The organism is Methylobacterium isbiliense (assembly GCF_022179325.1).
Lineage (GTDB): Bacteria > Pseudomonadota > Alphaproteobacteria > Rhizobiales > Beijerinckiaceae > Methylobacterium > Methylobacterium isbiliense.
Genome location: NZ_BPQQ01000010.1, coordinates 84,027 through 109,890 on the forward strand (window position 1 = coordinate 84,027; position 25,864 = coordinate 109,890).

General features: G+C 72.7%; 29 protein-coding genes, 1 tRNA gene and 1 other RNA gene. 19 read left to right on the forward strand and 12 right to left on the reverse strand.

Annotated features, from left to right (window positions below; translation table 11 throughout):
* The first annotated feature begins 25 nt into the window (after positions 1 to 25).
* Positions 26 to 1,024 (forward strand): SIS domain-containing protein, encoded by a 999-nt coding sequence (locus tag MFF61_RS04890; RefSeq protein WP_238234042.1) that lies wholly within the window; start codon positions 26 to 28, stop codon positions 1,022 to 1,024.
* A complete protein-coding gene (nagA, locus tag MFF61_RS04895; RefSeq protein WP_238233946.1) occupies positions 1,021 to 2,184 on the forward strand; it encodes an N-acetylglucosamine-6-phosphate deacetylase in 1,164 nt (387 codons plus the stop codon). Before MFF61_RS04890 ends, nagA begins: the two co-directional genes overlap by 4 nt.
* A gap of 80 nt (positions 2,185 to 2,264) precedes the next feature.
* Here the strand turns inward: nagA and MFF61_RS04900 are convergent.
* The 3 genes from MFF61_RS04900 to MFF61_RS04910 all read right to left on the reverse strand — a co-directional run bounded on the left by MFF61_RS04900 (position 2,265) and on the right by MFF61_RS04910 (position 3,878).
* Positions 2,265 to 2,349 (reverse strand) — tRNA-Leu (locus MFF61_RS04900).
* Between the two features lie 61 nt (positions 2,350 to 2,410).
* Complete coding sequence (locus MFF61_RS04905; protein ID WP_238233947.1) at positions 2,411 to 3,619, reverse strand: FAD-dependent monooxygenase; 1,209 nt, start codon at positions 3,617 to 3,619, stop codon at positions 2,411 to 2,413.
* A 1-nt stretch (position 3,620) separates the two neighbouring features.
* Positions 3,621 to 3,878, reverse strand: coding sequence for a zinc-finger domain-containing protein (locus MFF61_RS04910; protein ID WP_238233948.1), 258 nt, complete (start codon positions 3,876 to 3,878; stop codon positions 3,621 to 3,623).
* 160 nt (positions 3,879 to 4,038) lie between these two features.
* Here MFF61_RS04910 and MFF61_RS04915 point away from each other — a divergent pair, with 160 nt between their 5' ends.
* The 9 genes from MFF61_RS04915 (at position 4,039) to MFF61_RS04955 (ending at position 10,419) form a co-directional block, all read left to right on the forward strand.
* Positions 4,039 to 4,353, forward strand: coding sequence for a DUF456 family protein (locus tag MFF61_RS04915; protein ID WP_238234043.1), 315 nt, complete (start codon positions 4,039 to 4,041; stop codon positions 4,351 to 4,353).
* A 128-nt stretch (positions 4,354 to 4,481) separates the two neighbouring features.
* Complete coding sequence (gene map, locus MFF61_RS04920; RefSeq protein WP_238233949.1) at positions 4,482 to 5,318, forward strand: type I methionyl aminopeptidase; 837 nt, start codon at positions 4,482 to 4,484, stop codon at positions 5,316 to 5,318.
* 8 nt (positions 5,319 to 5,326) lie between these two features.
* Entirely contained in the window at positions 5,327 to 6,040 is a 714-nt protein-coding gene (radC, locus tag MFF61_RS04925) for a RadC family protein (protein ID WP_238233950.1), read from the forward strand.
* 41 nt (positions 6,041 to 6,081) lie between these two features.
* A non-coding RNA gene (ssrS, locus tag MFF61_RS04930) (6S RNA) lies at positions 6,082 to 6,239 on the forward strand.
* Between the two features lie 7 nt (positions 6,240 to 6,246).
* Positions 6,247 to 6,834 (forward strand): 5-formyltetrahydrofolate cyclo-ligase, encoded by a 588-nt coding sequence (locus tag MFF61_RS04935; RefSeq protein ID WP_238233951.1) that lies wholly within the window; start codon positions 6,247 to 6,249, stop codon positions 6,832 to 6,834.
* A 2-nt stretch (positions 6,835 to 6,836) separates the two neighbouring features.
* Positions 6,837 to 7,658: a TIGR00282 family metallophosphoesterase gene (locus MFF61_RS04940; RefSeq protein ID WP_238233952.1), complete on the forward strand. Its 822-nt coding sequence runs from the start codon at positions 6,837 to 6,839 to the stop codon at positions 7,656 to 7,658.
* A 136-nt stretch (positions 7,659 to 7,794) separates the two neighbouring features.
* The gene (locus MFF61_RS04945) at positions 7,795 to 8,781 is read left to right on the forward strand and encodes a MotA/TolQ/ExbB proton channel family protein (RefSeq protein ID WP_238233953.1); all 987 of its coding nucleotides are present in this window, start codon (positions 7,795 to 7,797) and stop codon (positions 8,779 to 8,781) included.
* 130 nt (positions 8,782 to 8,911) lie between these two features.
* Entirely contained in the window at positions 8,912 to 9,925 is a 1,014-nt protein-coding gene (locus MFF61_RS04950; protein WP_238233954.1) for a peptidoglycan -binding protein, read from the forward strand.
* 95 nt (positions 9,926 to 10,020) lie between these two features.
* Positions 10,021 to 10,419 carry an MAPEG family protein gene (locus tag MFF61_RS04955; RefSeq protein ID WP_238233955.1) on the forward strand — a complete coding sequence of 133 codons (399 nt, stop codon included), beginning with the start codon at positions 10,021 to 10,023 and terminating at the stop codon, positions 10,417 to 10,419.
* A 9-nt stretch (positions 10,420 to 10,428) separates the two neighbouring features.
* Here MFF61_RS04955 and MFF61_RS04960 read toward each other — a convergent pair whose 3' ends face one another.
* The gene (locus tag MFF61_RS04960; protein WP_238233956.1) at positions 10,429 to 12,237 is read right to left on the reverse strand and encodes an ABC transporter transmembrane domain-containing protein; all 1,809 of its coding nucleotides are present in this window, start codon (positions 12,235 to 12,237) and stop codon (positions 10,429 to 10,431) included.
* A 142-nt stretch (positions 12,238 to 12,379) separates the two neighbouring features.
* On the opposite strand from MFF61_RS04960, the gene rpmE reads away from it, so the two are divergent.
* Positions 12,380 to 12,631 (forward strand): 50S ribosomal protein L31, encoded by a 252-nt coding sequence (gene rpmE / locus MFF61_RS04965; protein ID WP_238233957.1) that lies wholly within the window; start codon positions 12,380 to 12,382, stop codon positions 12,629 to 12,631.
* Between the two features lie 88 nt (positions 12,632 to 12,719).
* Here rpmE and rcdA read toward each other — a convergent pair whose 3' ends face one another.
* Together rcdA and MFF61_RS04975 are read right to left on the reverse strand one after the other, a co-directional pair.
* Entirely contained in the window at positions 12,720 to 13,253 is a 534-nt protein-coding gene (rcdA, locus tag MFF61_RS04970; protein ID WP_238233958.1) for a protease adaptor protein RcdA, read from the reverse strand.
* A gap of 468 nt (positions 13,254 to 13,721) precedes the next feature.
* The gene (locus tag MFF61_RS04975; protein WP_238233959.1) at positions 13,722 to 13,910 is read right to left on the reverse strand and encodes a DUF1192 domain-containing protein; all 189 of its coding nucleotides are present in this window, start codon (positions 13,908 to 13,910) and stop codon (positions 13,722 to 13,724) included.
* Between the two features lie 200 nt (positions 13,911 to 14,110).
* Here MFF61_RS04975 and rpmH point away from each other — a divergent pair, with 200 nt between their 5' ends.
* The 5 genes from rpmH to MFF61_RS05000 all read left to right on the forward strand — a co-directional run bounded on the left by rpmH (position 14,111) and on the right by MFF61_RS05000 (position 17,650).
* Entirely contained in the window at positions 14,111 to 14,245 is a 135-nt protein-coding gene (gene rpmH / locus MFF61_RS04980; protein ID WP_010300405.1) for a 50S ribosomal protein L34, read from the forward strand.
* A gap of 22 nt (positions 14,246 to 14,267) precedes the next feature.
* Complete coding sequence (locus MFF61_RS04985) at positions 14,268 to 14,684, forward strand: ribonuclease P protein component (RefSeq protein ID WP_238233960.1); 417 nt, start codon at positions 14,268 to 14,270, stop codon at positions 14,682 to 14,684.
* A 105-nt stretch (positions 14,685 to 14,789) separates the two neighbouring features.
* On the forward strand, positions 14,790 to 16,610 hold the full coding sequence (gene yidC, locus MFF61_RS04990) for a membrane protein insertase YidC (RefSeq protein ID WP_238233961.1): 1,821 nt from the start codon (positions 14,790 to 14,792) through the stop codon (positions 16,608 to 16,610).
* Between the two features lie 2 nt (positions 16,611 to 16,612).
* On the forward strand, positions 16,613 to 17,260 hold the full coding sequence (yihA, locus tag MFF61_RS04995) for a ribosome biogenesis GTP-binding protein YihA/YsxC (RefSeq protein ID WP_238233962.1): 648 nt from the start codon (positions 16,613 to 16,615) through the stop codon (positions 17,258 to 17,260).
* 18 nt (positions 17,261 to 17,278) lie between these two features.
* Positions 17,279 to 17,650, forward strand: coding sequence for a DUF423 domain-containing protein (locus MFF61_RS05000; RefSeq protein ID WP_238234044.1), 372 nt, complete (start codon positions 17,279 to 17,281; stop codon positions 17,648 to 17,650).
* A gap of 4 nt (positions 17,651 to 17,654) precedes the next feature.
* Here MFF61_RS05000 and MFF61_RS05005 read toward each other — a convergent pair whose 3' ends face one another.
* The 6 genes from MFF61_RS05005 to MFF61_RS05030 form a co-directional block, all read right to left on the reverse strand.
* A complete protein-coding gene (locus MFF61_RS05005) occupies positions 17,655 to 18,314 on the reverse strand; it encodes a metallophosphoesterase family protein (RefSeq protein ID WP_238233963.1) in 660 nt (219 codons plus the stop codon).
* Between the two features lie 73 nt (positions 18,315 to 18,387).
* Positions 18,388 to 18,909 (reverse strand): hypothetical protein, encoded by a 522-nt coding sequence (locus MFF61_RS05010; protein ID WP_238233964.1) that lies wholly within the window; start codon positions 18,907 to 18,909, stop codon positions 18,388 to 18,390.
* The gene (locus MFF61_RS05015) at positions 18,899 to 19,801 is read right to left on the reverse strand and encodes a ParA family protein (RefSeq protein ID WP_238233965.1); all 903 of its coding nucleotides are present in this window, start codon (positions 19,799 to 19,801) and stop codon (positions 18,899 to 18,901) included. The genes MFF61_RS05010 and MFF61_RS05015 overlap by 11 nt, the downstream gene beginning before the upstream one ends.
* Complete coding sequence (locus MFF61_RS05020; protein WP_238233966.1) at positions 19,798 to 20,553, reverse strand: hypothetical protein; 756 nt, start codon at positions 20,551 to 20,553, stop codon at positions 19,798 to 19,800. Before MFF61_RS05020 ends, MFF61_RS05015 begins: the two co-directional genes overlap by 4 nt.
* Positions 20,554 to 20,677: 124 nt before the next feature.
* Positions 20,678 to 21,418, reverse strand: coding sequence for a hypothetical protein (locus tag MFF61_RS05025; protein WP_238233967.1), 741 nt, complete (start codon positions 21,416 to 21,418; stop codon positions 20,678 to 20,680).
* A 172-nt stretch (positions 21,419 to 21,590) separates the two neighbouring features.
* Complete coding sequence (locus tag MFF61_RS05030; protein ID WP_238233968.1) at positions 21,591 to 22,223, reverse strand: 2OG-Fe(II) oxygenase family protein; 633 nt, start codon at positions 22,221 to 22,223, stop codon at positions 21,591 to 21,593.
* Positions 22,224 to 22,549: 326 nt separating this feature from the next.
* Here MFF61_RS05030 and MFF61_RS05035 point away from each other — a divergent pair, with 326 nt between their 5' ends.
* On the forward strand, positions 22,550 to 24,343 hold the full coding sequence (locus tag MFF61_RS05035; protein ID WP_238233969.1) for an ABC transporter ATP-binding protein/permease: 1,794 nt from the start codon (positions 22,550 to 22,552) through the stop codon (positions 24,341 to 24,343).
* A gap of 99 nt (positions 24,344 to 24,442) precedes the next feature.
* Positions 24,443 to 25,855: an adenylate/guanylate cyclase domain-containing protein gene (locus MFF61_RS05040; RefSeq protein WP_238234045.1), complete on the forward strand. Its 1,413-nt coding sequence runs from the start codon at positions 24,443 to 24,445 to the stop codon at positions 25,853 to 25,855.
* The last annotated feature ends 9 nt before the right edge of the window (positions 25,856 to 25,864 follow it).

The following is a 25,864-nucleotide window of genomic DNA, read 5'->3' on the forward strand; positions in this document are numbered from 1 at the left end:
CGAGACCGGCGCGCCGCCGAGCTTTATGGCCCGCGAGACCGCCGAGGTGCCGCACGTGGCCGCGCCCCTCTGCGCGGGGAGCGGCGACGTGGCCCGCGTGGCCGGCGAACTGGCGCGCCGGGACTTTCCGCTCGTCGTCGTCTGCGGCCGGGGCAGTTCGGGGCATGCGGGCGTGTTTCTGCGCTACCTGATTGAGACCCGCCTCGGCCTGCCCGTCTCGGCCTCGGCGCCCTCGGTGGTCACCGGCTACGCCCGCCCGCCGCGCGTCGCGGGCGCGCTGTTCGTGGTCGTCTCGCAGTCCGGCCGCTCCCCCGACCTCGTGGCGGCGACCGAGGCGGCGCGGGACGGCGGCGCCCTGACCCTCGCGCTCGTCAACGACGCCGCCTCGCCCGCGGCCTGCGCCTCCGACCTCGTGCTGCCGATCGGGGCGGGGCCGGAGCGCGCGGTGGCGGCGACCAAGACCGTGGTGAACTCGCTAGTGGCGAGCGCGGCGCTCGCGGCGGCGTGGTCCGGCGACCGGGCCCTTGCGGAGGGGCTCGCCGCCCTGCCCGATCGCCTGGAGCGCGCGCTCGGCCTCGACTGGTCGGCCTGGACCGCCGACCTCGCGGCGGCGCCGGCGGCCTTCGTCACCGGGCGCGGGCACGGGCTCGGCACGGTGCGGGAGATCGCCCTCAAGCTCGCCGAGACCCTGCGGCTGCCCGCCCTCGGCTACAGCGCCGCGGAGCTGCGGCACGGGCCCCGCGCCTCCGTCTCGGCCGCAACCCCGGTCCTGGCGCTGCGGCAGGCCGATCCCGTCGCCGAGGGCATCGACCGGCTCGCGCAGGATCTGCGGCAGGACGGCGTGCGCGTTCACGCCTGCGGAGGACCGGCCGGCACGCTGCCGTGGCTCGGCGACGGGCACCCGGCCTGCGACCCGATCGCGATGCTGGTACCGGCCTACCGCGCCATCGAGCGGGAGGCGCGCCGCCGCGGCCTCGATCCGGACGCGCCGGCCGGCCTGACCAAGGTGACGGAGACGCTGTGACCGCCCCGCCCTTCGCCCTGCTGGCCGGCCGCGTCTTCGACGGAGAGGCTTTCCTGAGCGACCGCGCCGTGGTGGTGCGCGACGGGTGCATCGCCGATCTGACGCTCGCCCCGCCCGCCGGCCTGCGCGTTCACCGCCTGCCCGAGGGCGCGATCCTGGCCCCCGGTTTCGTGGACGTGCAGGTCAATGGCGGCGGCGGGGTGCTCCTCAACGACGATCCGAGCCCGGAGGGCATCGCCCGCATCGCCGCCGCCCACCGCCGGCTGGGCGGGACGACGGCGCTGCTGCCGACGCTGATCAGCGACACCCGGCCGGCGATCGGCACGGCGATCGACGGCGTGGCGGCGGCGATCGCCGCCGGGGTGCCGGGCATCCTCGGCATCCATCTCGAAGGCCCGTTCCTCAGCTCCCAGCGTCCCGGCATCCACGATCCGGCCCGGCTGATCCCGTTCGAGGCGGGCGACGTCGCGCTTCTCACCGGCCTTGGCGCCCGCGGCCTCACACTCGTCACCCTCGCGCCCGAGACGGTGCCGCTGGGCACCGTGGCGGCGCTCAGGGCCCGCGGCGCCCGCGTCTGCGCCGGCCACACGGCGGATGACGGCACCGCCCTGCGGCGCGCCCTCGACGAGGGGCTCGACGGGGTGACGCACCTGTTCAACGCCATGTCGCAGCTCGGCCCGCGCGAGGCCGGCGCAGTCGGCGTGGCGCTCGCCGATCCGCGCCTCTTCGCGGGCATCATCGCGGACGGGTACCATGTCGGCGACGCCCAGCTCGGCATCGCGCGGCGCCTCAAGGGGCCGGAGCGCCTGATGCTGGTGACCGACGCCATGTCGCCGGTGGGCGACCCCGAGGCGCGCCGGACTTTCACGCTGTTCGGCCGCACCATCCACCGGGACGGCGATCGCCTGGCCGGCGCGGACGGGACGCTCGCGGGCGCCTTCCTCACCATGGCGGGCGCCGTGCGGCACATGGCGGCCCGCGGGGGCGCCTCGCTGGAGGAGGCCCTGGCGATGGCCTCCCTGACGCCGGCCCGCTTCCTCGGCCTCGACGGGCGGCTGGGGCGCATCGCCCCGGGCTACGCGGCCGACCTCGTGGCGCTGGACGCCGATTTCGGCGTGCTCGGCACCTGCCTCGGTGGTGATCTCGCCTGGGCGCGATGAGCGGCAGCACGGGCTGCTGCCGCGGCGGGAGAGGCCGGCCGCGGGCCTTCGTTCGACGCTCAGGGGACACGGCAGCGTGCTGGTGCGGGCGGCGGGACTCGAACCCGCAAGCCTCTCGGCGTCAGATTTTAAGTCTGATGTGGTTACCGGTTTCACCACGCCCGCACGTGCGCACGGCCCCTGGGTCCGCCGCGCCGATCCGGGTTAGCCATAGGCCCCGGCGAGATCAAGCCGGACGCCAGCCGTAGAGCCACGCATAGCGCTCGGTCATGCGGTCCGGACCGAGGCGGGCCATCACGGCGTCGCGGGCGGCGGCGGCCAGCCCGCCCGCGTGATAGATGCGGCCGTTGCGCCGCGCCTGTCCCTGGATGGCGCGCACCCGGGCGGCCCGCGCGGCGGCATAGCGCGCGAGGGCGGACGGCACATCCGCCGCGTCGCTCAGGCAGGCGGCGAGCACGGCGGCGTCCTCGATCGCCAGCGCGGCTCCCTGCGCCAGGAACGGCAGGACCGGGTGGGCGGCGTCGCCCAGCAGCGCGAGGCGGCGGCGCGCCATCGGCGCGGCGGCGCGGCGGTCGACCAGCGACCACACCAGCCAGGATTCCGGCAGGGCGAGCAGCGCGGCGAGGTCGGGCGCCGCATCCGTGAAGGCGGCGCGCAGCCGGGCCGGATCGCCGGGCGCTCCCCAATCGCCATCGTCGCCGGGCTGCGGGAGCACCGCCACGATGTTCACCCGCTCGCCCCCGGCGATCGGGTAGTGCACCACATGCCGGCCGCGGCCGAGCCAAAGCCCGGTCTCCTCGCCGCGCAGCGCAGCGGGCACCGCGTGGCGCGGCACCATCGCGCGCCACGCCGCCTCGCCGACGGGGCGCAGGGGCCTGCGGTCGAGCCGCGCCCGCAAGGCCGAGCGCACGCCGTCCGCCGCCACGACGAGATCCGCCGCCAGGGTCTCGGCGCGCCCGTTCCCACCCTCCAGGGCGAGGCTGATGCCGGTCTCGCTCTCCTCCAAGCCGGCGGCGCTGCGCCCGACGAGGAGACGGATGCCCGGACGGCTGCGGACGGCGTCGAGCAGGATCGTCTGCAGGTCGGCGCGGTGGATGACGAGGTAGGGCGCCCCGAAGCGCTCGCGCATCGCCGCGCCGAGCCTCACCGCGCCGATCGACCGCCCCTGCCGCAGCGAGCGGATCGTCACGCCGGACGGTTCGGTCCCGGCGCGGCGCAGGGCCGGGCCGAGCCCGAGGTCGATCAGCACGCGGCTGGCGTTGGGCGAGAGCTGGAGGCCCGCGCCGACCTCGCTGAAGCCGGTGCGACGCTCGGCGAGCGTCACCGCGTGGCCGCGAGCGGCTAGCGCCAGCGCGGCGGTCAGCCCGCCAATCCCGGCCCCGACGACCGCGACCCGCAGGCCCGGCCTGTCGGGGGCGCGGCTCCCTGGCGGCACGCTACTCGGCGGCAAGGCGGGCGCGGTCGTCCCAGACGCTGGAGGCCGGGTCGGCGGTGCCGGCCTTCAGGTCGGACCGGTAGCGGTAGAGCGTCGAGCAGTACTGGCAGATGATCTCGCTCTCGGCGCCCATGTCGAGGAACACGTGCGGATGATCGAAGGGCGGCAGCGCCCCGATGCACATGAACTCTTTCGACCCGACGTGGATGACCCGGACGCCGTCCTGGTTGTGGAAGTGCGGAACCGCCTTGTCTGCCATCGCGCGAGGGTCCTGTGCCCGGGGTCGTCGGCTCCCTCTAGCGGCTTCGGGCCACGCCGCAAAGGTGGTCCGAAGCCGCCGCCGGCCGCCGTTTGGACACCTTTGGCGCCGAAACGCCCGCGGGATTCGGACGCGGGGGAGGATGCGGCCAGTGAGACGGATGCTGATCGGGGCCGCGCTGGCGGCCTGCCTGTGCGGGGCGCAGGCCGCCCGGGCGCAGAGCAACACCGCGGTCGGCGCGGGGGCGGGCGTGGTGGCGGGCGCCCTCGTCGCGGGACCGGTCGGCGCGGTGGTCGGCGGCCTCGTCGGGGCGGCCTGGGGCGAATCGACCAAGCCGCGCCGCCGCCATGCCGCCCGCCGCCGGGCCGTGCGCGCGAAGGCCGCGCGGGCCATTCCGGCGCCGAAGCCGGCGCCCCCCGCCCGGGTGGCGCAGCGCGCGCCCGCCGGCGGATCGGGCTGGGTCAATCCGCGCTGAGAGCGGCCGGTTCGCCGCTTGCGTGCGCGGGCCGCGCTTGGCTTCGGGGGCGGAAGCGCCTACATCCGGGCATGCGCCCGCAGATGATGCCGACCTCAGGCCGGACCTGGTTCCAAGAGTCGTGATCCATGAGTCGTGACGAACAGAAGGCGGCCCAGGACGGCCGCCGGCAGGAACCGCCGATCCACGGTCCCGAGGCCTTCGAGGGCATGCGCAAGGCCGGCCGCCTGACGGCCGAGGCGCTCGATCTGCTGATGGAGGCTGTGGCGCCGGGCGTCACCACCGAGGCGCTCGACCGTCTGGCCTATACGTTCGCGATGGATCACGGCGCCTACCCGGCCTCGCTGTTCTACCGCGGCTATCCCAAATCCATCTGCACCTCGATCAATCACGTCGTCTGCCACGGCATCCCGAACGACAAGCCGCTGCGCGAGGGCGACATCGTCAACCTCGACATCTGCCTCATCCTCGACGGCTGGCACGGGGATTCGAGCCGCATGGCCTATGTGGGCGAGGTGCCGCGCAAGGCCGCGCGCCTGTGCGAGATCACCCACGAGGCGATGATGCGCGGCATCGCTGCCATCCGCCCCGGCGGCACCACCTGCGACATCGGCGCGGCGATCCAGTCCTTCGCCGAAGGCGAGCGCTGCTCGGTGGTGCGCGATTTCTGCGGCCACGGTCTCGGCCGCGTCTACCACGACGCGCCGACGATCCTCCACTACGTCGAGCCGAGCTACAACGTGGTGCTGCGGCCCGGCCAGTTCTTCACCGTGGAGCCGATGATCAACCTCGGCCGCCCGCACGTGAAGGTCCTCTCCGACGGCTGGACCGCCGTGACCCGTGACCGCTCGCTCTCGGCGCAGTTCGAGCACACCGTCGCGGTGACCGAGACGGGCGTGGAGATCTTCACGCTGTCGCCCAAGGGGCTGGACATGCCGCGCCCCCAGCCGCAGAGCCCTGCCTGAGCGGGCGGATGGCCCGCCCCGGCGACCGCCCCGGCCTCGCCGACAGCGCCGGCGAGACCCCGCACTATCACGGCCACCGCGAGCGGCTGCGCGCGCGCTTCGCGCAGGGAGACACGCTGCCGGATTACGAGTTCCTCGAACTCGTCCTGTTCCGGTCGATCCCGCGGCGTGACGTCAAGCCGCTCGCCAAGGCCCTGATCCAGCGGTTCGGCAGCTTCGCCGAGGTGATCTCGGCGCCGCCCGACCTGCTCGCCGAGGTCGACGGCATCGGCCCCGCGGTCATCGGCGACCTCAAGATCCTGGAGGCGGCGGGGCGTCGGCTCGCCCGCGGCGCCGTGATGGAGCGCCCGCTGCTCACCTCGTGGAGCGCGGTGATCGATTACTGCCGGGCCGCCATGGCCTTCTCGCCCCGCGAGGAATTCCGCATCCTCTTCCTCGACAAGCGCAACCGGCTCATCGCCGACGAGGTGCAGGGCCAGGGCACCGTCGACCACACCCCGGTCTACCCCCGCGAGGTGGTGCGCCGCTCCCTCGAACTCTCGGCCACCGCGCTCATCCTCGTGCACAACCACCCGTCGGGGGATCCCACGCCCTCGCAGGCCGACATCCGCATGACCCGCGACATCGTCGCGGCCGCAGGCCCCCTCGGCATCGTGGTGCACGACCACATCATCGTCGGGCGCGACGGCCATGCGAGCTTCAAGGGGCTGAAGCTGATGTGAGGCCCCTGGCGCGGAGGAGTGGCCGACGCTACATGAGGTGGGCGGGGCTGCGGGGCGCGTCAGGAGACACATATCCCCGGGGCCTTATCGACTCCCTCGGGAGCTGTCCCCGCCCTGGTCCGTGGACCGGGGCACACGGCGCCCACCTACGCTGTAGGTTTCCCGGGATCGATTCTCCAACGGCTCTCGTGGCTCCGCGCTCCTTCATGACAGACAGACCGGCCGCATCTCCCGACAAGGCCTCCCTCCGCCGGGAGGTGCTGGCGCGGCGGGACGCCCTCGATCCGGCCTTCCGCGCCGCGGCCTCCGCCCGCATCGCGCAGGGCGTGCTGGCCCTGCCCGACCTCGCCGGCTTCGATCTCGTGAGCGCCTTCTGGCCGATCCGCAGCGAGGTCGACGTGCGCCCGCTGCTCGCGGCCCTGCGCGCGCGCGGCCAAGCGGTCGCCCTGCCGCAGGTCACGCCCGAGGGCTTGATCTTCCGCCGCGTCGATGAGGCGGATGCCCTCGCCTCCGGCGGCTTCGGGCTCAGCGAGCCGGGTCCCGAGGCGCCGGCGGTGCGCCCGCGCGCGCTCCTCGTGCCGCTCGCGGCCTTCGACCGGCGCGGCCATCGCATCGGCTACGGCAAGGGCTACTACGACCGGGCGCTGGCGGATCTGTCGCGTGACGGGCCGGTGCTGGCGGTCGGCATCGCCTTCGCGGCGCAGGAGATTCCCTTCGTGCCCGACACGCCCCACGACCGCCGGCTCGATCGCGTCGTCACCGAGGACGGCCCGATCACCCCGGCCGGAGCCTGACCATGCGCCTCCTCTTCCTCGGCGACGTCGTCGGGCGCCCCGGCCGGACCGTGGTGAGCGAGCGGCTGCCGGCTCTGCGCGAACGCTGGCGCCTCGACTGCGTGGTGATCAACGGCGAGAACGCCGCGGGCGGCTTCGGAATCACCGAGGCGATCTGCGACGAACTCCTCGATGCGGGCGCCGACGCGGTCACGCTCGGCAACCATTCCTTCGACCAGCGCGAGGCGCTGGTGTTCATCGAGCGCCAGCCGCGGCTGATCCGGCCGGCCAATTACCCCCCGGGCACGCCCGGCCGCGGCGCCACCGTGGTGGAGACCCGCGCCGGCGCCCGGGTGCTCGTCGTCAACGTGATGGGTCGGATCTTCCTCGATCCCCTCGACGATCCCTTCGCGGCGGCCGAGCGCGAGGTCTCCGCCTGCCCGCTCGGCGCGGCGGCGGACGCGGTGGTGGTCGACGTCCACGCCGAGGCGACGAGCGAGAAGGAGGCCTTCGGCCACTACCTCGACGGCCGCGCCACGCTCGTCGTCGGGACGCACACCCACGTCCCCACCGCCGATCACCGTATCCTGCCCGGCGGCACCGCCTACCTGTCGGATGCCGGGATGTGCGGCGACTACGATTCGGTGCTCGGCATGCACAAGGACGAGCCGCTGCGCCGCTTCCTGCAGAAGACGCCGGGCGCCCGCCTGGAAGCCGCGAGCGGCGAGGGCACGCTCTGCGGCATCGCGGTCGAGACCGACGACGTCACCGGGCTGGCCCGGTGCGTCTCGGCCGTCCGGCTCGGGCCGCACCTGGAGGAGACGTGGCCGCGCCACTGGGATTGACGGCGGATTCTCACGGTCAAGCTGCGGCTTGATCCTGCGCCGTCCAGTCGGCACAGTGCCGGCCGGCATCGATCCTCACACCGGCCGCGGGCGAATCGGCTCACCGCGCCGCCGAACCAGCGAGACCTGCGACGCGATGGCGGCGAGTGCTGCGTCCCCTCCCCTGACCTCGCCGCGGATCTTCCTCGTCCGCATGGCGGTGTTCCTGATCCTGGCGGGCTTCCTGGCCTTCGTCCTCTACCGCCAGATCGTCCCGGCCTTCATGTCCAATCCGGGCCTCAACGGCCTGATTCTCGGCATCCTGTTCGTCGCGGTGCTGCTCGCCTTCGGGCAGGTGCAGCGCCTCTTCCGGGAGATCCGCTTCGTCAACCGCACGGTGGCGGGCGAGGCGGATCCGGGCACGCCGCGCATCCTCTCGGCCCTGGCACCGGCCCTGCGCGAGACCGGCGCGGGCGGCAGCGTGGCGCCATCGAGCTTCCGCCCGCTCCTCGACACGGTGGCCTCGCGCCTCGACGAGGGCCGGGAGGCGTTGCGCTACATCGCCGGGATCCTGATCCTGCTCGGCCTGCTCGGCACCTTCTGGGGCCTCATCGAGACGCTCTCGGCGGTCGGCAGCGTCATCCGCACCATGCGGGCGGGCGGGGGCGACGCGGCCGTGATGTTCGACGAGCTGAAGAGCGGCCTCGCCGTCCCGCTCTCGGGCATCGGGCTCGCCTTCTCGGCCTCGCTGTTCGGCCTCGCCGGCTCGCTCATCATCGGCTTCCTCGATCTGCAGGCGGGGCAGGCCCATACGCGGTTCGTCAACGAGCTGGAGGATTGGTTCGTGGCGCGGGCCGGTCCGGAGGCGGTGACGGCCGCCCTGCCGGCGGGCCGCACCTCGGAGGCGTCGCTGCGCGACCTCACGGAGGCGGTGACGCGCCTCTCCAGCCTCGTCGGCGACAGCACCGGCAACAGCCGCGCCAGCACCCAGGCGATGGCGAACCTTGCCGAGGGCATCCAGGGCCTCGTGCAGCACATGCGGGCCGAGCAGCAGATGATCCGCGACTGGGTGGAGGCGCAGGCGAGCCGCGAGCGCGAGCTGAAGCAGGTGCTCGACCGCCTGGGCCGGGAGCGGGTGGAGTGAGACCGCTTCCGGACGATCCCTTCCGGAAGCGGTCTCAGACGCCCGCGCGGCGTCTGAGCGAAGCCGAAATCCGCATTGCGAAGCAATTAATCGGATTTCGTATGAGGCCGATGCGCCGGGGTGACGCCTGATGGCCGGCCGGGCCCTGCGGCGCGACCGCACTCTCAACGTCTGGCCGGGCTACGTCGACGCGCTCACCACCCTGCTGCTCTCGGTGGTGTTCCTGCTCACCATCTTCGTCACCGGGCAGTTCTTCCTCTCGCAGGAGATTTCCGGCCGCGACACGGTGCTCGACCGGCTCAACCGCCAGATCGCCGAACTGAACGACCTCCTCGCCCTCGAACGCTCCGGGCGGCGCACCCTGGAGGAGACGGCGGCGGCGCTGCGTTCGAACCTGCAAACCTCGGAGGCCGAGCGGCGGCGCCTGCAGGACGCCCTGGCGACCGACCAGGGCGCGCAGGGCAAGGCGAGCGAACTCGGGCGCCAGCTCGAGGTCGAGAAGGGGGCGACCAGCCGTGCGCTGAGCCAGGTCGAGCTCCTCAGCCAGCAGATCTCGGCGATGCGCCAGCAACTCGCCGCGCTGGAGGATGCGCTCGCCGCCTCCGAGACCCGCGACCGCGAGAGCCAAGCCCGCATCGCCGACCTCGGCAGCCGCCTCAACGTCGCGCTCGCCCAGCGCGTGCAGGAACTGGCCCGCTACCGCTCCGACTTTTTCGGCCGCCTGCGGCAGATCCTCGGCAACCGTCAGGACATCCGCATCGTCGGCGACCGCTTCGTGCTGCAATCCGAGGTGCTCTTCGCCGCCGGCCAAGCGACGCTGCGCCCCGAGGCCGGCTCGGAACTCGACCGCATCGCCGCCGCGATCGTCGAACTCAACCGGCAGATCCCATCCGACATCCCCTGGGTGCTGCGGGTCGACGGCCATACCGACGCCCGGCCGATCAGCTCCGCCGCCTTCCCGTCGAACTGGGCGCTGTCGGCGGCCCGGGCCATCGCGGTGGTGCAGTACATGGTCGGCCGCGGCATCCCGCCCCAGCGCCTGCTCGCCGGCGCCTTCGGCGAGTTCCAGCCCCTCGACGCGGGCACGACGGACGAGGCCTACGCCCGCAACCGGCGCATCGAGCTGAAGCTGACGGAGCGGTGAGTCCGCGGCCGTGATGGCGGGTCGCCTCGGCGGGCGAGGGGCAAAGGACGGGGAGCCCCTGTCTCTGTGGGCTGACGGGCCTTGGAGTGCGATTCGTGATCTTCCCGGCGACCACAGCCTTCTTCGCGGCCCTGCTCGCGCTCCTGTATGTCGGCCTGTCCGGCTGGGTCGTGGCCGGGCGCCTCAAGGCGCACGCGCTGCACGGGGACGGGGACGACCCGGACCTCCTCAAGCGCATCCGCAGCCACGGCAACTTCGCCGAGTTCGTGCCGCTCTCGCTGCTGCTGGTCGCGCTGCTCGAAGGCGGCGGCGCGAGCCGCACGCTGGTCACGGGGCTGCTCGTCGTCCTCCTCGTCGCGCGCATCCTGCACCCGTTCGGGATGCTCGCGCCGGCGGATTCGCCCCGCCAGTTCGCCTGCCGGGGCGGCGGCATCCTGGCGACGGTCGGGGTGATCGCGGTGGCGGCGGTCGCGCTCCTCGTCAGGGGGGCGTGATCCCGTCCGTCACACCGCGACGAGCCGCTCCCGGCGCCGGGCTTCGTCGGCGGCGACGTCGAACTGCAACGCCGCGAGCTGGGCGTAGAGGCCGTTGCGGGCCAGCAGGGCCTCGTGCGTCCCCTCCTCCACCACGCGGCCCTCGTCGAGGACGAGGATGCGGTCGGCGGCGCGGATCGTGGCGAGGCGATGGGCGATGACCAGGGTGGTGCGCCCCTTCATCAGGAGGTCCAGCGCGGCCTGCACCGCCCGTTCGCTCTCGGCATCGAGGGCGGAGGTCGCCTCGTCGAGGAGCAGGATCGGCGCGTCCTTGAGGATCGCCCGCGCGATGGCGATGCGCTGGCGTTGCCCGCCCGAGAGGGTGACCCCGCGCTCGCCCACCAGGGTGGCGTAGCCTTCGGGCAGGGTGCGGACGAACCCGTCCGCATGGGCCTGCTCGGCGGCGCGCACCACCTGCGCCTCGGTGGCCTCCGGGCGGCCGTAGCGGATGTTGTCGAGCACGCTGCCGCTGAACACGATCGGGTCTTGGGGCACCAGCGAGAGGCGGCGGCGCAGGGCGTCGGGATCGGCCGTCGCGATCGGGACGCCGTCGACGCAGACCCGTCCCGAATCGGGATCGTAGAAGCGCAGCAGCAGTTGCAGCACCGTGCTCTTACCCGCGCCCGAGGGACCGACCAGCGCGACCCGCTCGCCGGGCGCGACCGTGAAGCGCAGGTCGTGCAGCGCGGAGCGCTCGGGCCGCGCCGGGTAGGAGAAGGTGACGCCCTCGAACGCCACCTCGCCGCGCGGCGGTTCCGGCAGCGCCGCGGGCCGGGCGGGTGCGGCGATGGCAGGTTCAGTGCGCAGGATCTCGCCGAGCCGCTCGGCGGCGCCCGCCGCGAGCGTCAGTTCCCCGTAGACCTCCGAGAGCTGGCCGAGCGCGCTCGCGCCGAACACCGCGTAGAGCACGAACTGCGAGAGCTGGCCCGCCGTCAGGGCGCCGCTCGCCACCCCTTGCGCGCCGTACCACAGCACGCCGACCACGCTGGCCGAGATGAGGAAGATCGCCACGCCCGTGAGCAGCGCCCGCGCCCGCGCCGAGGCGCGCGCGGCCAGAAAGGCGTCCTCGGACGCCGCGGCGAAGCGCGAAGCGGTGGCCGGCCCCATGCCGAAGGCCTGCATGGTGCGCACCGCGCCCACCGCCTCGGTGGCGTACGCGGAGGCATCCGCGAGACGGTCCTGCGCGGCCCGCGAGCGGCGGCGCACGCCCCGCCCCGAGAGGATCAGCGGGAAGACGATCACCGGGATCGCCGCGAGCACCAGCACCGAGAGCCAGGGGCTCGTCCACACCATCATGCCGACGGCGCCCGTGAACAGCACCGCATTGCGCAGCAGGATCGAGAGCGAGACGCCGAACACCGCCTTCACCTGCGCGGCATCGGCCGTGAGGCGGGAGACCAGCTCGCCGCTGCGGGCCTGGTCGAAGAAGGAGGGATCAAGCAGCGTGAGGCGCGCGAACACCGCGGACCGCAGATCCGCGATCACCCGCTCGCCGAGCGTGACCACGAAGTAGTAGCGCGCCGCGCTCGCCGCCGCGAGCAGCGCCACAACGCCGATCAGCGCGCCGAAATAGGCGTCGATCATCGCGACGCCCTCCTGCGAGAAGCCGACATCGACGACGCGCCGGATGGCGACCGGCACCACCAGCGTCGCCCCGGCGGCGGCCACCAGGGCCACCAGGGCCGCGGCGATCCGCCCGCGATAGCGCATCGCGAAGGGAATGAGCGGTCTCAGCGCCCCCAGGGAGGCCCGGGAGCGGGGTTCGTCGGCACTGGCCATGTCGCGTCGGTCTGGTCCGTTGTGGCTGCGCTTGTTTGGCGCCGTCGGGTGAGGTATAGGCCGCCGCTCATCCGATTACGCGCGATCAATGGCCGCGGCCCACAGCGGAGCGTTCGGGGCGGGCCGCATCGAGGAATTTGTCATGGCGAAGAACACTGCCGGCAAGAAGGGCACCGAGCATCCCGAGTACCACTTCATCAAGGTGGTGATGACCGACGGGACCGAGTTCACCACCCGGTCGACCTGGGGCAAGGAGGGCGACACCCTCAACCTCGACATCGACCCGACCACGCACCCGGCCTGGACGGGCGGCGAGCAGAAGCTGATGGACCGCGGCGGCCGCGTGTCGCGCTTCAACTCGCGCTTCGGCAACATGTCCTTCGGCAAGAAGTGAGGGACGGCGCTGCGGCGCCTCCACCCTCTGCAGAACCCCGGCTGCTCGGCCGGGGTTTTTGTTTGCGCCCGCCGCGCCCGGCGGAGGATCAGGAGGCCGGCCGGAAGGCGGCCCGCAGCCGGTCCTGCTGGGCGAAGACCGGGCTCTCCCGCGGGGCCGGCGTCGGCCGGTCGTCCGAGATCAGCCCGTCGAGGTGCAGGATCCGCGCGTGCAGGCGCTTGGAATGGCCGATCAGCGCCTGCAGGGAGAGCGGCAACTCGCTGATCAGGACGGCCGCGTTCTCGCCCGCCTCGGTCGTGGTCAGGCGCACGCGGGTCTTCTCCTGCACCGCCTCGCTCAGGGACAATTCGCCCTCGGCCACCGCGCGCTGCACGAGGAGCCAGGAGGCGATCTGCATCAGGCGGGTGGTGAGCCGCATGCTCTCGCTGGCATAGGTGAGCGCGGCATGGCGGGGCAGCAGGCGCGACTCGTCGCGGCCCGGACCGTCGAGATAGGCGGCGGTCTCCTCGACGAGGGTCATGCCCTCGCGAAACAGCTCGCGGAAGGCCTCCGAGGCGACGAAGGTCTCGCCGAAATTCACGGTCTCGCGCACCTCGCGAAACACCACGTCCGTCCCGATCATGTGCCCTCCTGCGCGGTCCCGGCACCGTCCCTGTCCCGAGGCGGGACGCCGGCGGTGCACCTGCGCTATCGACCGCAAGTGTAGCGCCACGGCGGGGACGGCGCTTCCTTCAGGAAGCGTTAACCCTAACGGCAACGCGCGCGGGGGCCCGTGGCTCCCGGGCGACCGGACCGGCCGGGAGAGCAGCCGGCCCGGAGAGCGGCCAAAAAGAAAGCCGCCCCGGGAGGGGGCGGCGGGAAAGTCGTACAGGGAGGCATCAAACAGAGTGGACAGAGACCACTCGACATCCAGAAGGCTGGACGGCTCTGGTTATCGTCCGGAAAGCTTAAAAAATGGTTAACGGCGCCGCGCCGCGGGGCCGATCCCGCTGGCGCGCCCGGCATTTGCGGGCGCAGCCGGAGGCGCGGCGAACCGCCGGGGCGGCGCCTGCGAGGAGGCCTGCAAGATGTCGAGCGACGGCTCGGACGCTCAGAGCTTGAACACCGCGTGGGCGGCCGCCTGGGAAGCCTGCCGGTGGCGCCGCGCCTCCTCCAGCCGCTCGATCTCCCGGCGCAGCGTGGCGATGCGCGCGTCGAGATCGTCGATCGAGAGCGCCGCGAGGTCCTGTCCGATCACGTGAACGGGCGCCGGGCGCGGGCGGTCCTCGTCGTGAATCATCGGCTTCCCTCCCCTGGTCCGGCGGTTTCCTTAACGCGATTGACTCGCCCCGGCCATTCCGCCATACAGCGGCCCACGTGAGGCCGCCGCCCGGTGAGGGCGTGCGCTCGCATTCGCCTTGACACAATCTGAATTCCACGAGGGCTGCGGCGCTGTGCTCATCCGCGGCAGCGCCGGCCCCGGCCTTCGGAGACACCGCCGTGAAGAGAACGTACCAACCCTCGAAGCTCGTGCGCAAGCGCCGCCACGGCTTCCGCGCCCGCATGGCCACCGTCGGTGGCCGCAAGGTCATCGCGGCCCGCCGGGCCCGCGGCCGCAAGCGCCTTTCGGCCTGAAGGCCCGGCGGCGCGGGGCCGCATGAGCGCCGCGGACGAGCCGCCCCCGCCCCTCGGGCGGATCAGGCGGCGGCCTGACTATCTGGCGGCGGCCGCGGGCCGCCGTTTCCACACCGGGCGCCTGACGGCGCAGGGGCGGCTGCGCGAGGGGCCGGATGAGGCACCGGGCGAGACGGGTCTGCGGTTCGGCTTCACGGTCACCAAGCGGACCGGGCACGCCACGGAGCGCAACCGGATCCGCCGCCGGCTCAAGGCCGCGGTGGAACTCGCCGGGGCCGGCCACGCGGCCCAGCCGCTCGACGTGGTGCTGATCGGCCGGCGCGAGGCCCTGGGCGCGCCCTTCGCACTCCTCGTCGACGACATCCGGCGCGCCCTGGCCGCCGTGACGAAGCCCCGCCCGCCGGGCGGGGGGCGGCGCGGACCGAGAACTGATTCGTGAGGCGGGCCGGACGGTCCGCCTCGTCGTGGTGGTCGCAGGGCCGGTCGGAGGAACGCCGCCGCCGGACGGTCCCGCAGATGAGGCGGCAGGCGTCGCGGGACCTCGATGGGTAACGACAAAACCAACATGATCATCGCCGTCGTGCTGTCGCTGGCGGTGCTGCTCGGGTGGAACTACCTCGTCACCGCGCCGCAGGTGGAGCGTCAGCGCCAGCAGCAGGCGCAGACGAGCCCGGCCCCGAGCCCGCGCGAGGGCGGCCCTTCGGCCCCGGTGCCCGGGACCCTGCCGGGTGCCCCGGGCGGCAACCCGCGGGCGGCGGAGACCCGCGAGGAGGCGCTGGCCCGCTCGCCCCGCGTGCGCATTGACACCCCGGCGCTCGCCGGCTCGGTCGCCCTCAAGGGAGGCCGCATCGACGACGTCTCGCTGAAGGCCTACCACGAGACCGTCGACCCCAAGAGCCCGCGCATCGTGCTGCTCTCGCCGGCCGGCTCGGCCAATCCCTACTACGCGGAGTTCGGTTGGGTCGGCCAGAATGCCGGCCCGCTGCCGGGCGGGGACACGCTCTGGACCGCGGACGGCGAGGCCCTGACGCCCGAGAAGCCCCTGACCCTGACCTGGGACAACGGTGCCGGGCTGCTCTTCCGCCGCATCCTCAAGGTCGACGACAAGTTCATGTTCACGGTCGAGGATTCGGTCGAGAACAAGGGCTCGTCCCCGATCACGCTCTATGCCTACGGGCTCGTCTCGCGCTGGGGCAAGCCGACGACGCAGGGCTACTACGTGCTGCACGAGGGCCTGATCGGCGTCCTCGGCGACAAGGGCCTGCAGGAATACACCTACGACGCGCTGGCCAAGGAGAACCCGCTCGGCCCGGCCGGCACCCGCGGGCACAGCTGGCCCGGCGTCACGGGCGGCTTCGTCGGCATCACGGACAAGTACTGGGCGGCCGCGACGATCCCCGCCGACCAGTCCGCGCCCTATACCGGCAGCTTCACGGAACGCGACGAGGGCGCCACCAAGGTCTACCAGGCCAGCATCCTCGGCGAGGCCAAGACGCTGGCGCCCGGCGCCAGCGCGCAGGCGAGCCAGCGCCTGTTCGCCGGCGCCAAGGAGGTCTCGGCCATCGACGCCTACGGCCAGCGCCTCGGCATCAAGCAATTCGACCTGATGATCGACTGGGGCTGGTTCTATTTCATCACCAAGCCGATGTTCAAGGCGCTGGACTTCTTCTATCGCCTGTTCGGCAACTTCGGCGTGTCGATCCTGGTCGTGACGCTGATCCTGAAGCTGTTCTTCCTGCCGATCGCCAACCGCTCCTACGTCTCGATGGCCAAGATGAAGGCCGTCCAGCCGGAGATGCTGGCCATCCGCGAGCGCTACGCGGACGACAAGGTCAAGCAGCAGCAGGCGATGATGGAGCTGTACAAGAAGGAGAAGATCAACCCGATCGCCGGCTGCTGGCCGGTGCTGGTGCAGATCCCGGTCTTCTTCGCGCTCTACAAGGTGCTGTTCGTCACCATCGAGATGCGGCACGCGCCGTTCTTCGGCTGGATCCGCGACCTCGCGGCGCCGGACCCGACCTCGCTGTTCAACCTGTTCGGCCTCCTGCCCTTCGCGCCGCCCGAGTTCCTGCACCTCGGCATCTGGCCCATCATCATGGGCGTCACGATGTTCGTGCAGATGAAGATGAACCCGGCCCCGCCCGACCCGGTGCAGGCCCAGATCTTCACCTTCATGCCCATCATCTTCACCTTCATGCTGGCCTCGTTCCCGGCCGGGCTGGTGATCTACTGGGCCTGGAACAACCTGCTGTCGATCCTGCAGCAATACTGGATCATGCGGCGCAACGGGGTGAAGGTCGAGCTGTGGGACAACCTGCGGTCGACGTTCTCGCGGCGCAGCGCCGTCAAGGAGGCCAAGGGCTGAGCATGGCCTCCCCCGACGAGGAGGCGGCGCTGCAGGAGGCCGGGCGGCGGCTGTTCGCGGGCGCCGCCGATTTCGCGACGGCGGCGGACACGCTCGAATCGCTGCCGCCGATGCAGGGGCACGAGATCGCCTTTGCGGGCCGGTCGAATGTCGGCAAGTCGAGCCTCATCAACGCGCTCACCGGCCGCACCACGCTCGCGCGCACCTCGCATACGCCGGGGCGCACGCAGCAGCTCAACTTCTTCGATCTCGGCGGCAGGCTCACGCTGGTCGACATGCCGGGCTACGGCTACGCCGCCGTGTCGAAGGCCAAGGTCGCGGCCTGGACCGACCTGATCCACGCCTACCTGCAGGGCCGGGCGAACCTCGCCCGGGTCTACCTCCTCATCGACGCGCGCCACGGCATCAAGGCCAACGATGCCGAGGTGCTCGACGAACTCGATTCCGCGGCTGTGTCGTACCAGGTGGTGCTGACCAAGGGCGATGCCCTCAAGAAGGGCGAGGTCCAGGCGCGCCTCGATGCCACCGCCGCCGCCCTGGCGCGCCGGCCCGCCGCCTATCCGGAGATCATCCTGACCTCGACCCGCACGGGCGAGGGCATCGCGGATCTGCGCGCGAGCGTGGCGCGGCTCCTCGCCGAGCGCGGCTGAGCGATGGCCTTGTCTGAGATGCCTTTGCCCGACCGGATCATCCTGGCGCTGGGCAGCCTCGCGGGCCTGCTCGGCGTGGCGCTCGCGGCGGCCGCGGCCCATCTCGCGCCCACCGGCAGCCTCCAGACCGCGGCGCAGTTCCTGCTGGTCCATGCCGGCCCGCTCCTCGCCCTCGGGGGCTTGAGCGGCAGCGGTCGCCTGCGCACCGGCCCGGCCCGCCTCGCGGCGGCGGGCCTCGTCCTCGGCCTCGTGCTGTTCAGCGGCGACCTCGCGCTGCGCGCGCTCGCGCAGATGCCGCTGTTTCCGATGGCGGCCCCGACGGGCGGCATCCTCCTGATGCTCGGCTGGGCGCTCGCCGCCCTGGCGGCGCTCCTGCCCGCGCGGGCCTGATCCCTCACCGCACCTGCAGGAAGTCCATCGCCGGACCCTGCGCGTCGTCGAACACCCCCGCCGTGAGCGCGCCACCGAAGACCGCCCCGGTATCGAGGTTGGTGCGGTGGCGCCGCACGTCGGGGGCGGTGCCGCGCACCGGGGTGTGGCCATGCACCACGTGCTTGCCGAAATCATAGTCGGCCGAGAGAAACGGCTCGCGCATCCACAGCCGGGTCGCCCGGTCTGAGGCGTCGGCGGGCTGGCCGGGGCGGAACCCCCCGTGCACGTACCAGCGCCGCGCGTCCTCGTGGGCGCTCGGCAGGCCCTCCACCCATTCCGTCACGTCCCGCGGCAGGTCGCCGGCCCGGGTCACGCCGAAGGACGCGAGCGCGGCCCGGCCCCCGTTGGCGAGCCAGAGCGCCTCGTCCTCGCCGGCCCAGGCGTCGAGCAGCATCGCCTCGTGGTTGCCGGCCAGACAGACCACGTCCTCGGGCTCGCGCGCCTGGAGGGAACGGACCGTCCCGACCACCCGGGCGCTGTCCGGACCGCGGTCGACGTAGTCGCCGAGGAAGACGAGCCGCCGCGGGCGTCCCGCCCGATGCGCCTCGATCCGGTCCAGCAGCGCGTCGAGGAGGTCGGCACAGCCGTGCACGTCCCCGATCGCGTAGGTCAGCCCCTGCATCCACGCCTCCGCCCGGCGCATCCTCGCGCCCCGACGATAACGCGCCTGCGGGACGAAGGTCAGCGCCCGGCGGTCAGGAGGCTGGCTTGCGGCGGCGGGGCGGGATGGCCGCCATCGCGGCCGAGTCGAGGGCGTGGCCGGCGGGCTCGGGCGGGCGGGCCGCGGCGTCGCGGCGGCCCGTGCGGGGTCGCGCCGTCGCAGGCGCTGTCGCGGCTGCCTTCGCCGACGCCTTGCCGGCCGATCTGGCGGGCGCCGCAGGCTTGGCCACCGGATCGGTACCGGCCGCGAGCGCGAGCAGGCGGCGGCGGTGGTCGGTGGGTTTGGCCGCCTTGAGGTCGGGATCGTGATTGTCGAGCCGCACCGCCAGGGTCTTGACCTCGGCATCCTTCATGCCATCGACGATGAGCGCGAAGGGCTGCGGCCCGAGCGCGGCCTGAACCTGGCGCAGGCCCGCGACCGTGAGGCCGCGAGCCTTGATCTGCTTGGTCACCAGGGCCTGCGCGGCCTTGTTCACGTCCTGGCGGATCGCCGGGAAGGCCTGCGGCGTCTCGGCGATCGCGCACAGGATCGCGAGCCCGTCGATCTCAAGCGCCATGCAGGATCTCCTTCAGCTCCGCCGTCAGGGGCGCGATCGTGCCGCCGATGAGGTCGCGGCTCGCATCGTAGTACTTGTTGCGATAGGTCGTGTACTGCCGCGTCAGCGCGTTGGCGAGGGCCGCCGATTGCGGCACCCGGTTCCTGAACAGGCGGTAGGCCGGGTTCGGCAGCTGCGCCCCCTCCTCCAGGAGCTGCAGCGTGGCTTGGTGCTGCTTCACCGTCTCCTGCGCCCGGGTGATCAGGACATGCGGCAGCGACTTCGGCGCGAGCATGCTCTCGCCCCCGGCCCGCGGCCCCCAGATCAGCCGGTAGAAGCCCTTGAGCCCGTAGGTCGAGAGGAAGTCCGGAATGCAGGCGACGACCACGAGGTCGCAGGCGCGGATCGCCACCTCGGTCATCGGCGAGATGCCCGGGGCGCAGTCGAACAGGACGTAGTCGTAGGCGTCGCGCAGCGGCACGAAGTCGTCGTGAAACAGCCGCCACAGGTGGGCCTCGATGGCGTGCATCGAGAACTTGCGGGTGGTGAGCGCGTAGATGATCTCGCGCTCGACGATCCGCAGGTCCGGCCCCGAGGGCAGGAGCGCGACGGGCAGCGGCTCGTTCAGGTGCGTGGTGGTGCTGACGGAGCCGCGCACGAAATCGGGCAGCGACGCCCGGTCCCGGTCGACGATCCGCAGGCCGAGGTAATGGTCGAGGGTGCGGCCGCCCCGGATCATCTCGGCCAGGATCTCGTCGCCCGCAAAGCAGATCGAGGCGCTGGCCTGCGGATCGAGGTCGACCACGAGCACCCGCGCTCCGCTCGCCGCCAGGGCATCGGCCAGCATCACCACGGTGGTGGTCTTGCCGACCCCCCCCTTCATGTTGGCGACGGCGATCATCTTGCCGGTCATGCGCGCGTCTCCGCCACCATGCGTTCGAGCCGGGCGCGGCTCTCCGGTCCGAGGCGCGATTCGAGGAACCCGTCGATGACCGCCGGCGGCGTCGTCTTGCGCACGGGGTCGAGCAGGATCTCGCAGGCCTCCGGGTCGCCCGGGTCGCGCATCCGGATCAGGCCGATGCCGTGGTCCGTGCACTGGTCGCGGACCTCCGAGAGCCGCGCCTCGGCCCGCGCGCCCTCCGGCAGGTGCCAGACGAGGTGGCCGAAATGCGTGAAGCGCGTCTGCGCCAGCGCCTCGTGCACCGCCTGGACGCTGCCGCCGGACTCGGTCTTCAGTTCGAACCCGTGCACGTCGACCTGCGCGCCCGGGAGCAGGCGGAAGCGCATGGCGCTCACCAGCACGAAGTCCGGCCGCGCCCATTGTCCCTTCAGCGGGCCCCTGGTCGAGGTGTCCTCCACGAGGCAGAGCCCGTCCGGCGGCAGGTCGAGCCCCTTGCGGAAGCCGCCTTCGAGATAGGCTCGCAGCACCGGCATCAAGGCCGCCTCGGCCCGGCGCGCGGGAGCCGGCGGCTGCGCGCCCTCGGCCGGCATCAGGAAGATCCGCCCGCCCTGCCCGCGCAGCCGCCCGATCCGGCGTGCGGCGAACAGACGGTCGCGGGCCGCGAAGTAGGCCTCCGGCGGCACGGGCCGTTCGAGCTCGCGCGCGAGCATCACCCGCATGACCCGGTTGAGCACCGGGGTGCCGTCCCCCGGCAGCAGGGTCATGATTCGCGCGGCGAGATCGGATGATGGATCTGACGAGGGACCTGCCATGACCGGCCCTAGAGTTCGCTCCTTCCACCACCGTTGGGGGAAGTGCGTCAAGGGCGGTTGTGGTTCTTGCCCTGCGTCAGGCCCTGGCGCAGCGCACGTAGCTCGCCGCCCCGCGCTCGCTCGACCACGTCAGCCTGTTGCCGTCCACAGACAGGCGGACGTGCGAGGTCCAGCGCTGGCGGCCGTTGCGGCAGGCCGCCGCCATCGTCCAGGAATTGCCGGTCCGCCGCAGGTCGCTGAACGCGCAGGCGGTCTTGCCGGCCTGCGCGCTCGTGCTGCGGATGACCGCCGGCAGGTAGCCGCGCCGCTTGGCCCGGGCCGAGGCGCAGGCCGCGGCGGTGGGACCCCAGACGCCGACATAGGTCGCGGGCGATCCCTCCTCCTCGTCCTCGTCGGGCGGCGTGAACACAGGTGTGGCCGCGGCGGCGCGGGCGGGCGAGGAGGCGGTCGGGCGTGCCGCGGGCGGGGCCTGCGGGGCGGGGGCCGCCGCCTGCGCCGGGGGGGGACCCGGAACCGGCGCAGGAGCCGTTGCCGCCGCGGTGGGCAGGGGCTCGACGGGCAGGTCGCGGGGCGTCGCCTCGCGCGGCGGCCCCTCGCGGGAGGCCGCATCGCGGGCGGCCGCGTCGCGGCCGGGCGGCTCGCGCCACGAGTCGCCCTGCCTGCGGCGAAACTGCGGGATCGAGGAGCGGTAGGGTTTCGAGAGGACGGGCTCCTCCAGGTCGGATTGCGCCAGCGCCTCACCCGGAGGGGCGAACGCCAACCCGACGAGGGCCAGAGCCCCCGCCGCCGCACTGCGCACGCCATGCTGCCGGATCATCACACCCCTCGCTCCTCCGCCCGTCCCGGGCGTCATGTCCTGTACCGACGGTCCTGCAGGCGGAAGGCCCCGCCGCCCGGACCGTCGGGCCTCTCGATCGTCCGGCGCCGCGCACGCGGTCCGGCGGTCATATGGCGACGGATGCCGGAGGCCCCGGCGGGGCCTCGCGGCGTCAGCGGCCGAAGATGCCCTTCAGGAACTGCGCGGTGCGGTTGCGCTTCTTCTTGCGCTCGAGTTCGGCAGCGTCGCGCACCCAGGCGACCTGCACCACGCGCCGCTCGCCCTCGAAGGGCCGGTGGCCATGCCAGGAATTGTCGGCGCGCAGGAACGCGAACAGCGTGCCCATGGTCGGGGGCACCTCGACCGCGTAGGGCTCGAAGTTCTGCCCGTCGTAGAGCACCCGCAGACGTCCGCCCGCGGGCGCCTCCCAGGCATCGTTCATGTAGACGAGCAGCGTCATCACCTTGGAGGGGCCGTCCGTGTGGATCGCCCCGTACTTGGGCTGCGAGCGCTTCATGATGGTGGTCAGGCGCGGGCAGGAGACGAGGTCGATGCCGAATTTGTCGCTCAGCACCGCCGAGAATTCATCGCTCTCCAGTTCCTCGATCAGGTCCTTGAACCGTCCCTTGAGCTGGACCTCGTCAACCGTCAGGTAGCCGGGCTTGCCGATATCCGGGAAGTCGCGCCGCAGCGCATCCACGGCGTCGGGCCGCAGCACGCCGTCCCCCAGGATGTAGTGGTAGGGTTCTTGCGCGAGCGGCGCCGCGCGCACCGCATCGACGTTCAGGATCGAGAGGCCCGACATGCGTGTCCGTGTGTCCTAAGGTGACGGCCGGTCCGTCCCGGCGACGGCCTCCGGAATCCGGAGAACCGGCGCGGGGCAGCCGGCTGCGGCCTGTTCATCCCGCGCGATTGCGGCGAGCCCGGGGCATCGTGGCCGATATCCCTCTCGTCTCCCGGGACTTGGCCCGTCCGCGCGTTTGGGCCGGCCGCGCTGTCACGGTGCCGCCACGGAGCTGCGCCAGGGCGGCGGATCGGTCGCGGCCGCGCGGCGCCCCCTCCCCTTGCGGCGGGCCTGCGGCGGCGACATGAAGGCCCACCCGACGGTCGAGGGGGGCGCTGGAGACACCCATGCAGCGATTGAAGCAGGCACTCCTGCAGATCTGGCGGCTCACCTACCCGTACTACGTCACCCGGGAGGAGACCGAGATCCGCATCTGGCCCTTCGGGACGGTCCGGATGCAGGAGCGCTGGGTGGCGCTCACCATGGCGGCGCTGGTCATCGGCATCGAGTTCGCGCAGGTCGCGATCAACGTCCGCCTCTCCTACTTCAACCGCGACTGGTTCAACGCGATCCAGAACAAGGACGCGGCGGCGTTCTGGTCGCTGCTGTTCTGGGTGTTCTGCTTCTGGGCCGCGGTCTACGTGGCGAGCGCGATCATCCAGTACGTGCTGCAGTCGTTCCTGCGCATCCGCTGGCGGGCCTGGATGACCCGCCACTACGTCGACCGCTGGCTCGGGCGCAACAACCACTACCGCATGGGCCTCACCGGCGCGCAGGCCGACAACCCCGACCAGCGCATCGCCGACGACATCGACCAGTTCACCCAGACGACGCAGTCGCTCACCATCAGCTTCCTGTCGGCGGTGTCGAACCTGATCTCGTTCTCGGTCATCCTGTGGAACATCTCGGCCTCGTTCACGGTGCCGGGGACGGACTGGCACGTGCCGGGCTTCCTGGTCTGGGGAGCGCTGATCTATTCCGCCCTGGTGACGTGGCTGACGCACCTGATCGGGCGTCCGCTGATTCGGCTGAACTTCGAGCAGCAGCGGCGCGAGGCGGATTTCCGCTTCTCCCTCGCCCGCCTGCGCGAGTACGGCGAGCAGGTGGCGCTCCTGGGCGGCGGCGGCGCCGAGCGGGCCTCCCTGCGCGACCGCTTCGGCGCGCTGATCGCGAACTTCTATTCCATCGTCGACCGCCGCAAGAAGCTCGCGGCCTTCACGGTCAGCTACCAGCAGGCCAACGTGGTGATCCCCTACATCCTGGTGGCGCCCTACTACTTCGCGGGCCAGATCCCGCTCGGGGTGATGACGCAGACGGCCGGCGCCTTCGCGCGCGTCGAGAGCACGATGTCGTTCTTCATCACCTTCTACGTCACCCTCGCGGACTACAAGGCGCAGGTCGACCGCCTCACCACCTTCGATGCGGCGATGGACCGGGCCGAGGCGATGGAGACTGCAAGCCGCCTCGCGGTGGCCCCGGGCCGCGGTGACGCCCTGCGAATCTCGAATCTCCGCCTCGCCCTTCCGGACGGCCGGGAGGTGGCGGCGGTGGACGACCTCGCGCTGTCCCCCGGCGAGACGACGCTGCTCACCGGGCCCTCCGGCTCGGGGAAGTCGACCCTGTTCCGGGCGCTCGCGGGCATCTGGCCGTTCGGCGAGGGGGAGGTGCGCACGCCCGAGGGCGCACGCCTGATGCTGCTTCCGCAGCGGCCCTACCTGCCGATGGGCACCCTGCGTCAGGCCACGACCTACCCGGACGCCTCGGGCCGCCACGACGACGCGGCGATCCGCGCGGCGCTGGAGGCCGCCCGCCTGCCCTACCTCGCCGCGCGCCTCGACGAGGAGGCGCCCTGGGCGCAGACCCTGTCGCTCGGCGAGCAGCAGCGCATCGCCATCGCCCGGGCGCTGCTGGCGAAGCCCGACTGGCTCTTCCTCGACGAGGCGACGGCGGCGCTCGACGAGCCGACCGAGGCGGCGCTGTACCGGATGCTGCGCCAGCACCTGCCCGACACCACCCTGGTGTCGATCGGCCACCGCTCGACCCTCGAAGCCTTCCACCAGCGGCGGCTCGCCATGGCGGCGAACGACGACGGCGTGTTCGTGCCCCGCGACGTGAGGCACGAGCCGGTGGCGGCGCAATAGGGGCCGCGTCCCGCGGCCCACACCCGGGATCCCGGTCTGGCCGCGCATCCGGCGCGGCACCGGGCTGCCCTTGCGCGGGAAATGCCCTATCCTGCCGGCATGCGGGACGGCGAGGCCCTTGTCGGCGCGCTTCGGCAGGCGGGCGACCCTGCCGCGGTGCACGCGCTCGACCACCTGTTTCGGCACGGCGCCGACCACGAGCTGGCGCGCATCAACGCGCTCGCCCTGGCGCAGGCGTGCGGGCTCGGCGAGGACGCGGTCGTCGGCACGCTGCTGCACGCCGCCCGGCTCGGCCTCGTCGAGATGTCGTGGAACGTGCTCTGCGCGAGCTGCGGCGGCGTCCTCAACGCCAATCCCAGTCTGCGGAGCGTCCGGGGAGAGCCCTACCGCTGCGCCTTCTGCGCCCTCGACACGGAGCCGGTCCTCGACGACACCGTCGAGGTGAGCTTCGCGGTGAGCCCGCGCATCCGGCGCATCGCCGCGCACGACCCGGCCTCTCTGCCGTTCTGGGACTATTGTCGGCAGGTCTTCTTCGGCACCGGGGTCGCCTTCCCGGAGGCCGAGGCCTTCGCGGATCTCGCCCGGACGGCGTTGCTCGATGCGGTGGCGCTGCAGCCCGGCGAACGCCTGATCCTGGCCCTCCGGCTCCCGGCCGAGCCGCTGATCGTGTTCGACCCGGTGACCCATGCGGCGCAGCTCCTCGACGTGGCGGGCGAGCCGACCGCCGAGCGCCAGGACCTCGCCCTCGTGTACGACGGACCGCGGCCGGCGGTCGGGCGCACGGCCCTGCGGCCGGGCGCGCTGCGGCTGACCCTGGAGAACCGGGGATCGGAACGGGTGCTCCCGGGCATCTTTGTCGCCGGGGAGGCGCTCAACCGCCTGATCGGCGGGCGACGCGCCTTCCTCACGGCCAAGCGGCTCCTCAGCAACCAGACCTTCCGCGACATCTACCGCACCGAGACCCTGGCCATCGACCAGCGGCTCAAGATCCTGAGCCTGACCTTCCTGTTCACCGACCTCACCGGCTCGACCGACCTCTACGAGCGGGTCGGAGACCTCGTCGCCTATGATCTCGTGCGCGCGCATTTCCAGCGCCTCACCGACGTGGCGGCCGCCCACGGCGGCGCGGTGGTGAAGACCATCGGCGATGCCGTGATGGCGACCTTCCCGACGCCGGAGCAGGGCCTCGCCGCCGCGCTGGCGATGCGCGCGGCGATGCGGCGGCTCAACGCCGAGCGGCCCGGGGAGGACCTCGCCCTCAAGATCGGCCTGCACGAGGGACCCTGCCTCGCCGTCCAGCTCAACGACCGGCAGGATTATTTCGGGCAGACCGTGAACATCGCCGCGCGGGTGCAGACGCTCGCCGCCTCCGGGACGATCTTCGCCACCGGGCCGGTGCTGGGCCGGGAGGCGGCCGCGCAGCTGCTGGCGCGGGACGGCCTCGACCCCCGGCCGCACGCCTGCACCCTCAAGGGGATCGGCAGCCGCATCCCGGTCTTCGAACTCGCCTGATCCGGCGGC

What these genes read in the sequence shown, in the direction of transcription:
- MFF61_RS04890 (WP_238234042.1), top strand. Translation starts at nt 26, where the DNA reads ATGGCCCGCGAGACCGCCGAGGTGCCGCACGTGGCCGCGCCCCTCTGC.
- MFF61_RS04910 (WP_238233948.1), bottom strand. Translation starts at nt 3,878, where the DNA reads ATGGCAGACAAGGCGGTTCCGCACTTCCACAACCAGGACGGCGTCCGG.
- MFF61_RS04915 (WP_238234043.1), top strand. Translation starts at nt 4,039, where the DNA reads ATGCTGATCGGGGCCGCGCTGGCGGCCTGCCTGTGCGGGGCGCAGGCC.
- map (WP_238233949.1), top strand. Translation starts at nt 4,482, where the DNA reads ATGAGTCGTGACGAACAGAAGGCGGCCCAGGACGGCCGCCGGCAGGAA.
- radC (WP_238233950.1), top strand. Translation starts at nt 5,327, where the DNA reads ATGGCCCGCCCCGGCGACCGCCCCGGCCTCGCCGACAGCGCCGGCGAG.
- MFF61_RS04935 (WP_238233951.1), top strand. Translation starts at nt 6,247, where the DNA reads ATGACAGACAGACCGGCCGCATCTCCCGACAAGGCCTCCCTCCGCCGG.
- MFF61_RS04940 (WP_238233952.1), top strand. Translation starts at nt 6,837, where the DNA reads ATGCGCCTCCTCTTCCTCGGCGACGTCGTCGGGCGCCCCGGCCGGACC.
- MFF61_RS04945 (WP_238233953.1), top strand. Translation starts at nt 7,795, where the DNA reads ATGGCGGCGAGTGCTGCGTCCCCTCCCCTGACCTCGCCGCGGATCTTC.
- MFF61_RS04950 (WP_238233954.1), top strand. Translation starts at nt 8,912, where the DNA reads ATGGCCGGCCGGGCCCTGCGGCGCGACCGCACTCTCAACGTCTGGCCG.
- MFF61_RS04960 (WP_238233956.1), bottom strand. Translation starts at nt 12,237, where the DNA reads ATGGCCAGTGCCGACGAACCCCGCTCCCGGGCCTCCCTGGGGGCGCTG.
- rpmE (WP_238233957.1), top strand. Translation starts at nt 12,380, where the DNA reads ATGGCGAAGAACACTGCCGGCAAGAAGGGCACCGAGCATCCCGAGTAC.
- rcdA (WP_238233958.1), bottom strand. Translation starts at nt 13,253, where the DNA reads ATGATCGGGACGGACGTGGTGTTTCGCGAGGTGCGCGAGACCGTGAAT.
- MFF61_RS04975 (WP_238233959.1), bottom strand. Translation starts at nt 13,910, where the DNA reads ATGATTCACGACGAGGACCGCCCGCGCCCGGCGCCCGTTCACGTGATC.
- MFF61_RS04985 (WP_238233960.1), top strand. Translation starts at nt 14,268, where the DNA reads ATGAGCGCCGCGGACGAGCCGCCCCCGCCCCTCGGGCGGATCAGGCGG.
- yidC (WP_238233961.1), top strand. Translation starts at nt 14,790, where the DNA reads ATGGGTAACGACAAAACCAACATGATCATCGCCGTCGTGCTGTCGCTG.
- yihA (WP_238233962.1), top strand. Translation starts at nt 16,613, where the DNA reads ATGGCCTCCCCCGACGAGGAGGCGGCGCTGCAGGAGGCCGGGCGGCGG.
- MFF61_RS05000 (WP_238234044.1), top strand. Translation starts at nt 17,279, where the DNA reads ATGCCTTTGCCCGACCGGATCATCCTGGCGCTGGGCAGCCTCGCGGGC.
- MFF61_RS05005 (WP_238233963.1), bottom strand. Translation starts at nt 18,314, where the DNA reads ATGCAGGGGCTGACCTACGCGATCGGGGACGTGCACGGCTGTGCCGAC.
- MFF61_RS05010 (WP_238233964.1), bottom strand. Translation starts at nt 18,909, where the DNA reads ATGGCGCTTGAGATCGACGGGCTCGCGATCCTGTGCGCGATCGCCGAG.
- MFF61_RS05015 (WP_238233965.1), bottom strand. Translation starts at nt 19,801, where the DNA reads ATGACCGGCAAGATGATCGCCGTCGCCAACATGAAGGGGGGGGTCGGC.
- MFF61_RS05020 (WP_238233966.1), bottom strand. Translation starts at nt 20,553, where the DNA reads ATGACCCTGCTGCCGGGGGACGGCACCCCGGTGCTCAACCGGGTCATG.
- MFF61_RS05025 (WP_238233967.1), bottom strand. Translation starts at nt 21,418, where the DNA reads ATGATCCGGCAGCATGGCGTGCGCAGTGCGGCGGCGGGGGCTCTGGCC.
- MFF61_RS05030 (WP_238233968.1), bottom strand. Translation starts at nt 22,223, where the DNA reads ATGTCGGGCCTCTCGATCCTGAACGTCGATGCGGTGCGCGCGGCGCCG.
- MFF61_RS05035 (WP_238233969.1), top strand. Translation starts at nt 22,550, where the DNA reads ATGCAGCGATTGAAGCAGGCACTCCTGCAGATCTGGCGGCTCACCTAC.
- MFF61_RS05040 (WP_238234045.1), top strand. Translation starts at nt 24,443, where the DNA reads ATGCGGGACGGCGAGGCCCTTGTCGGCGCGCTTCGGCAGGCGGGCGAC.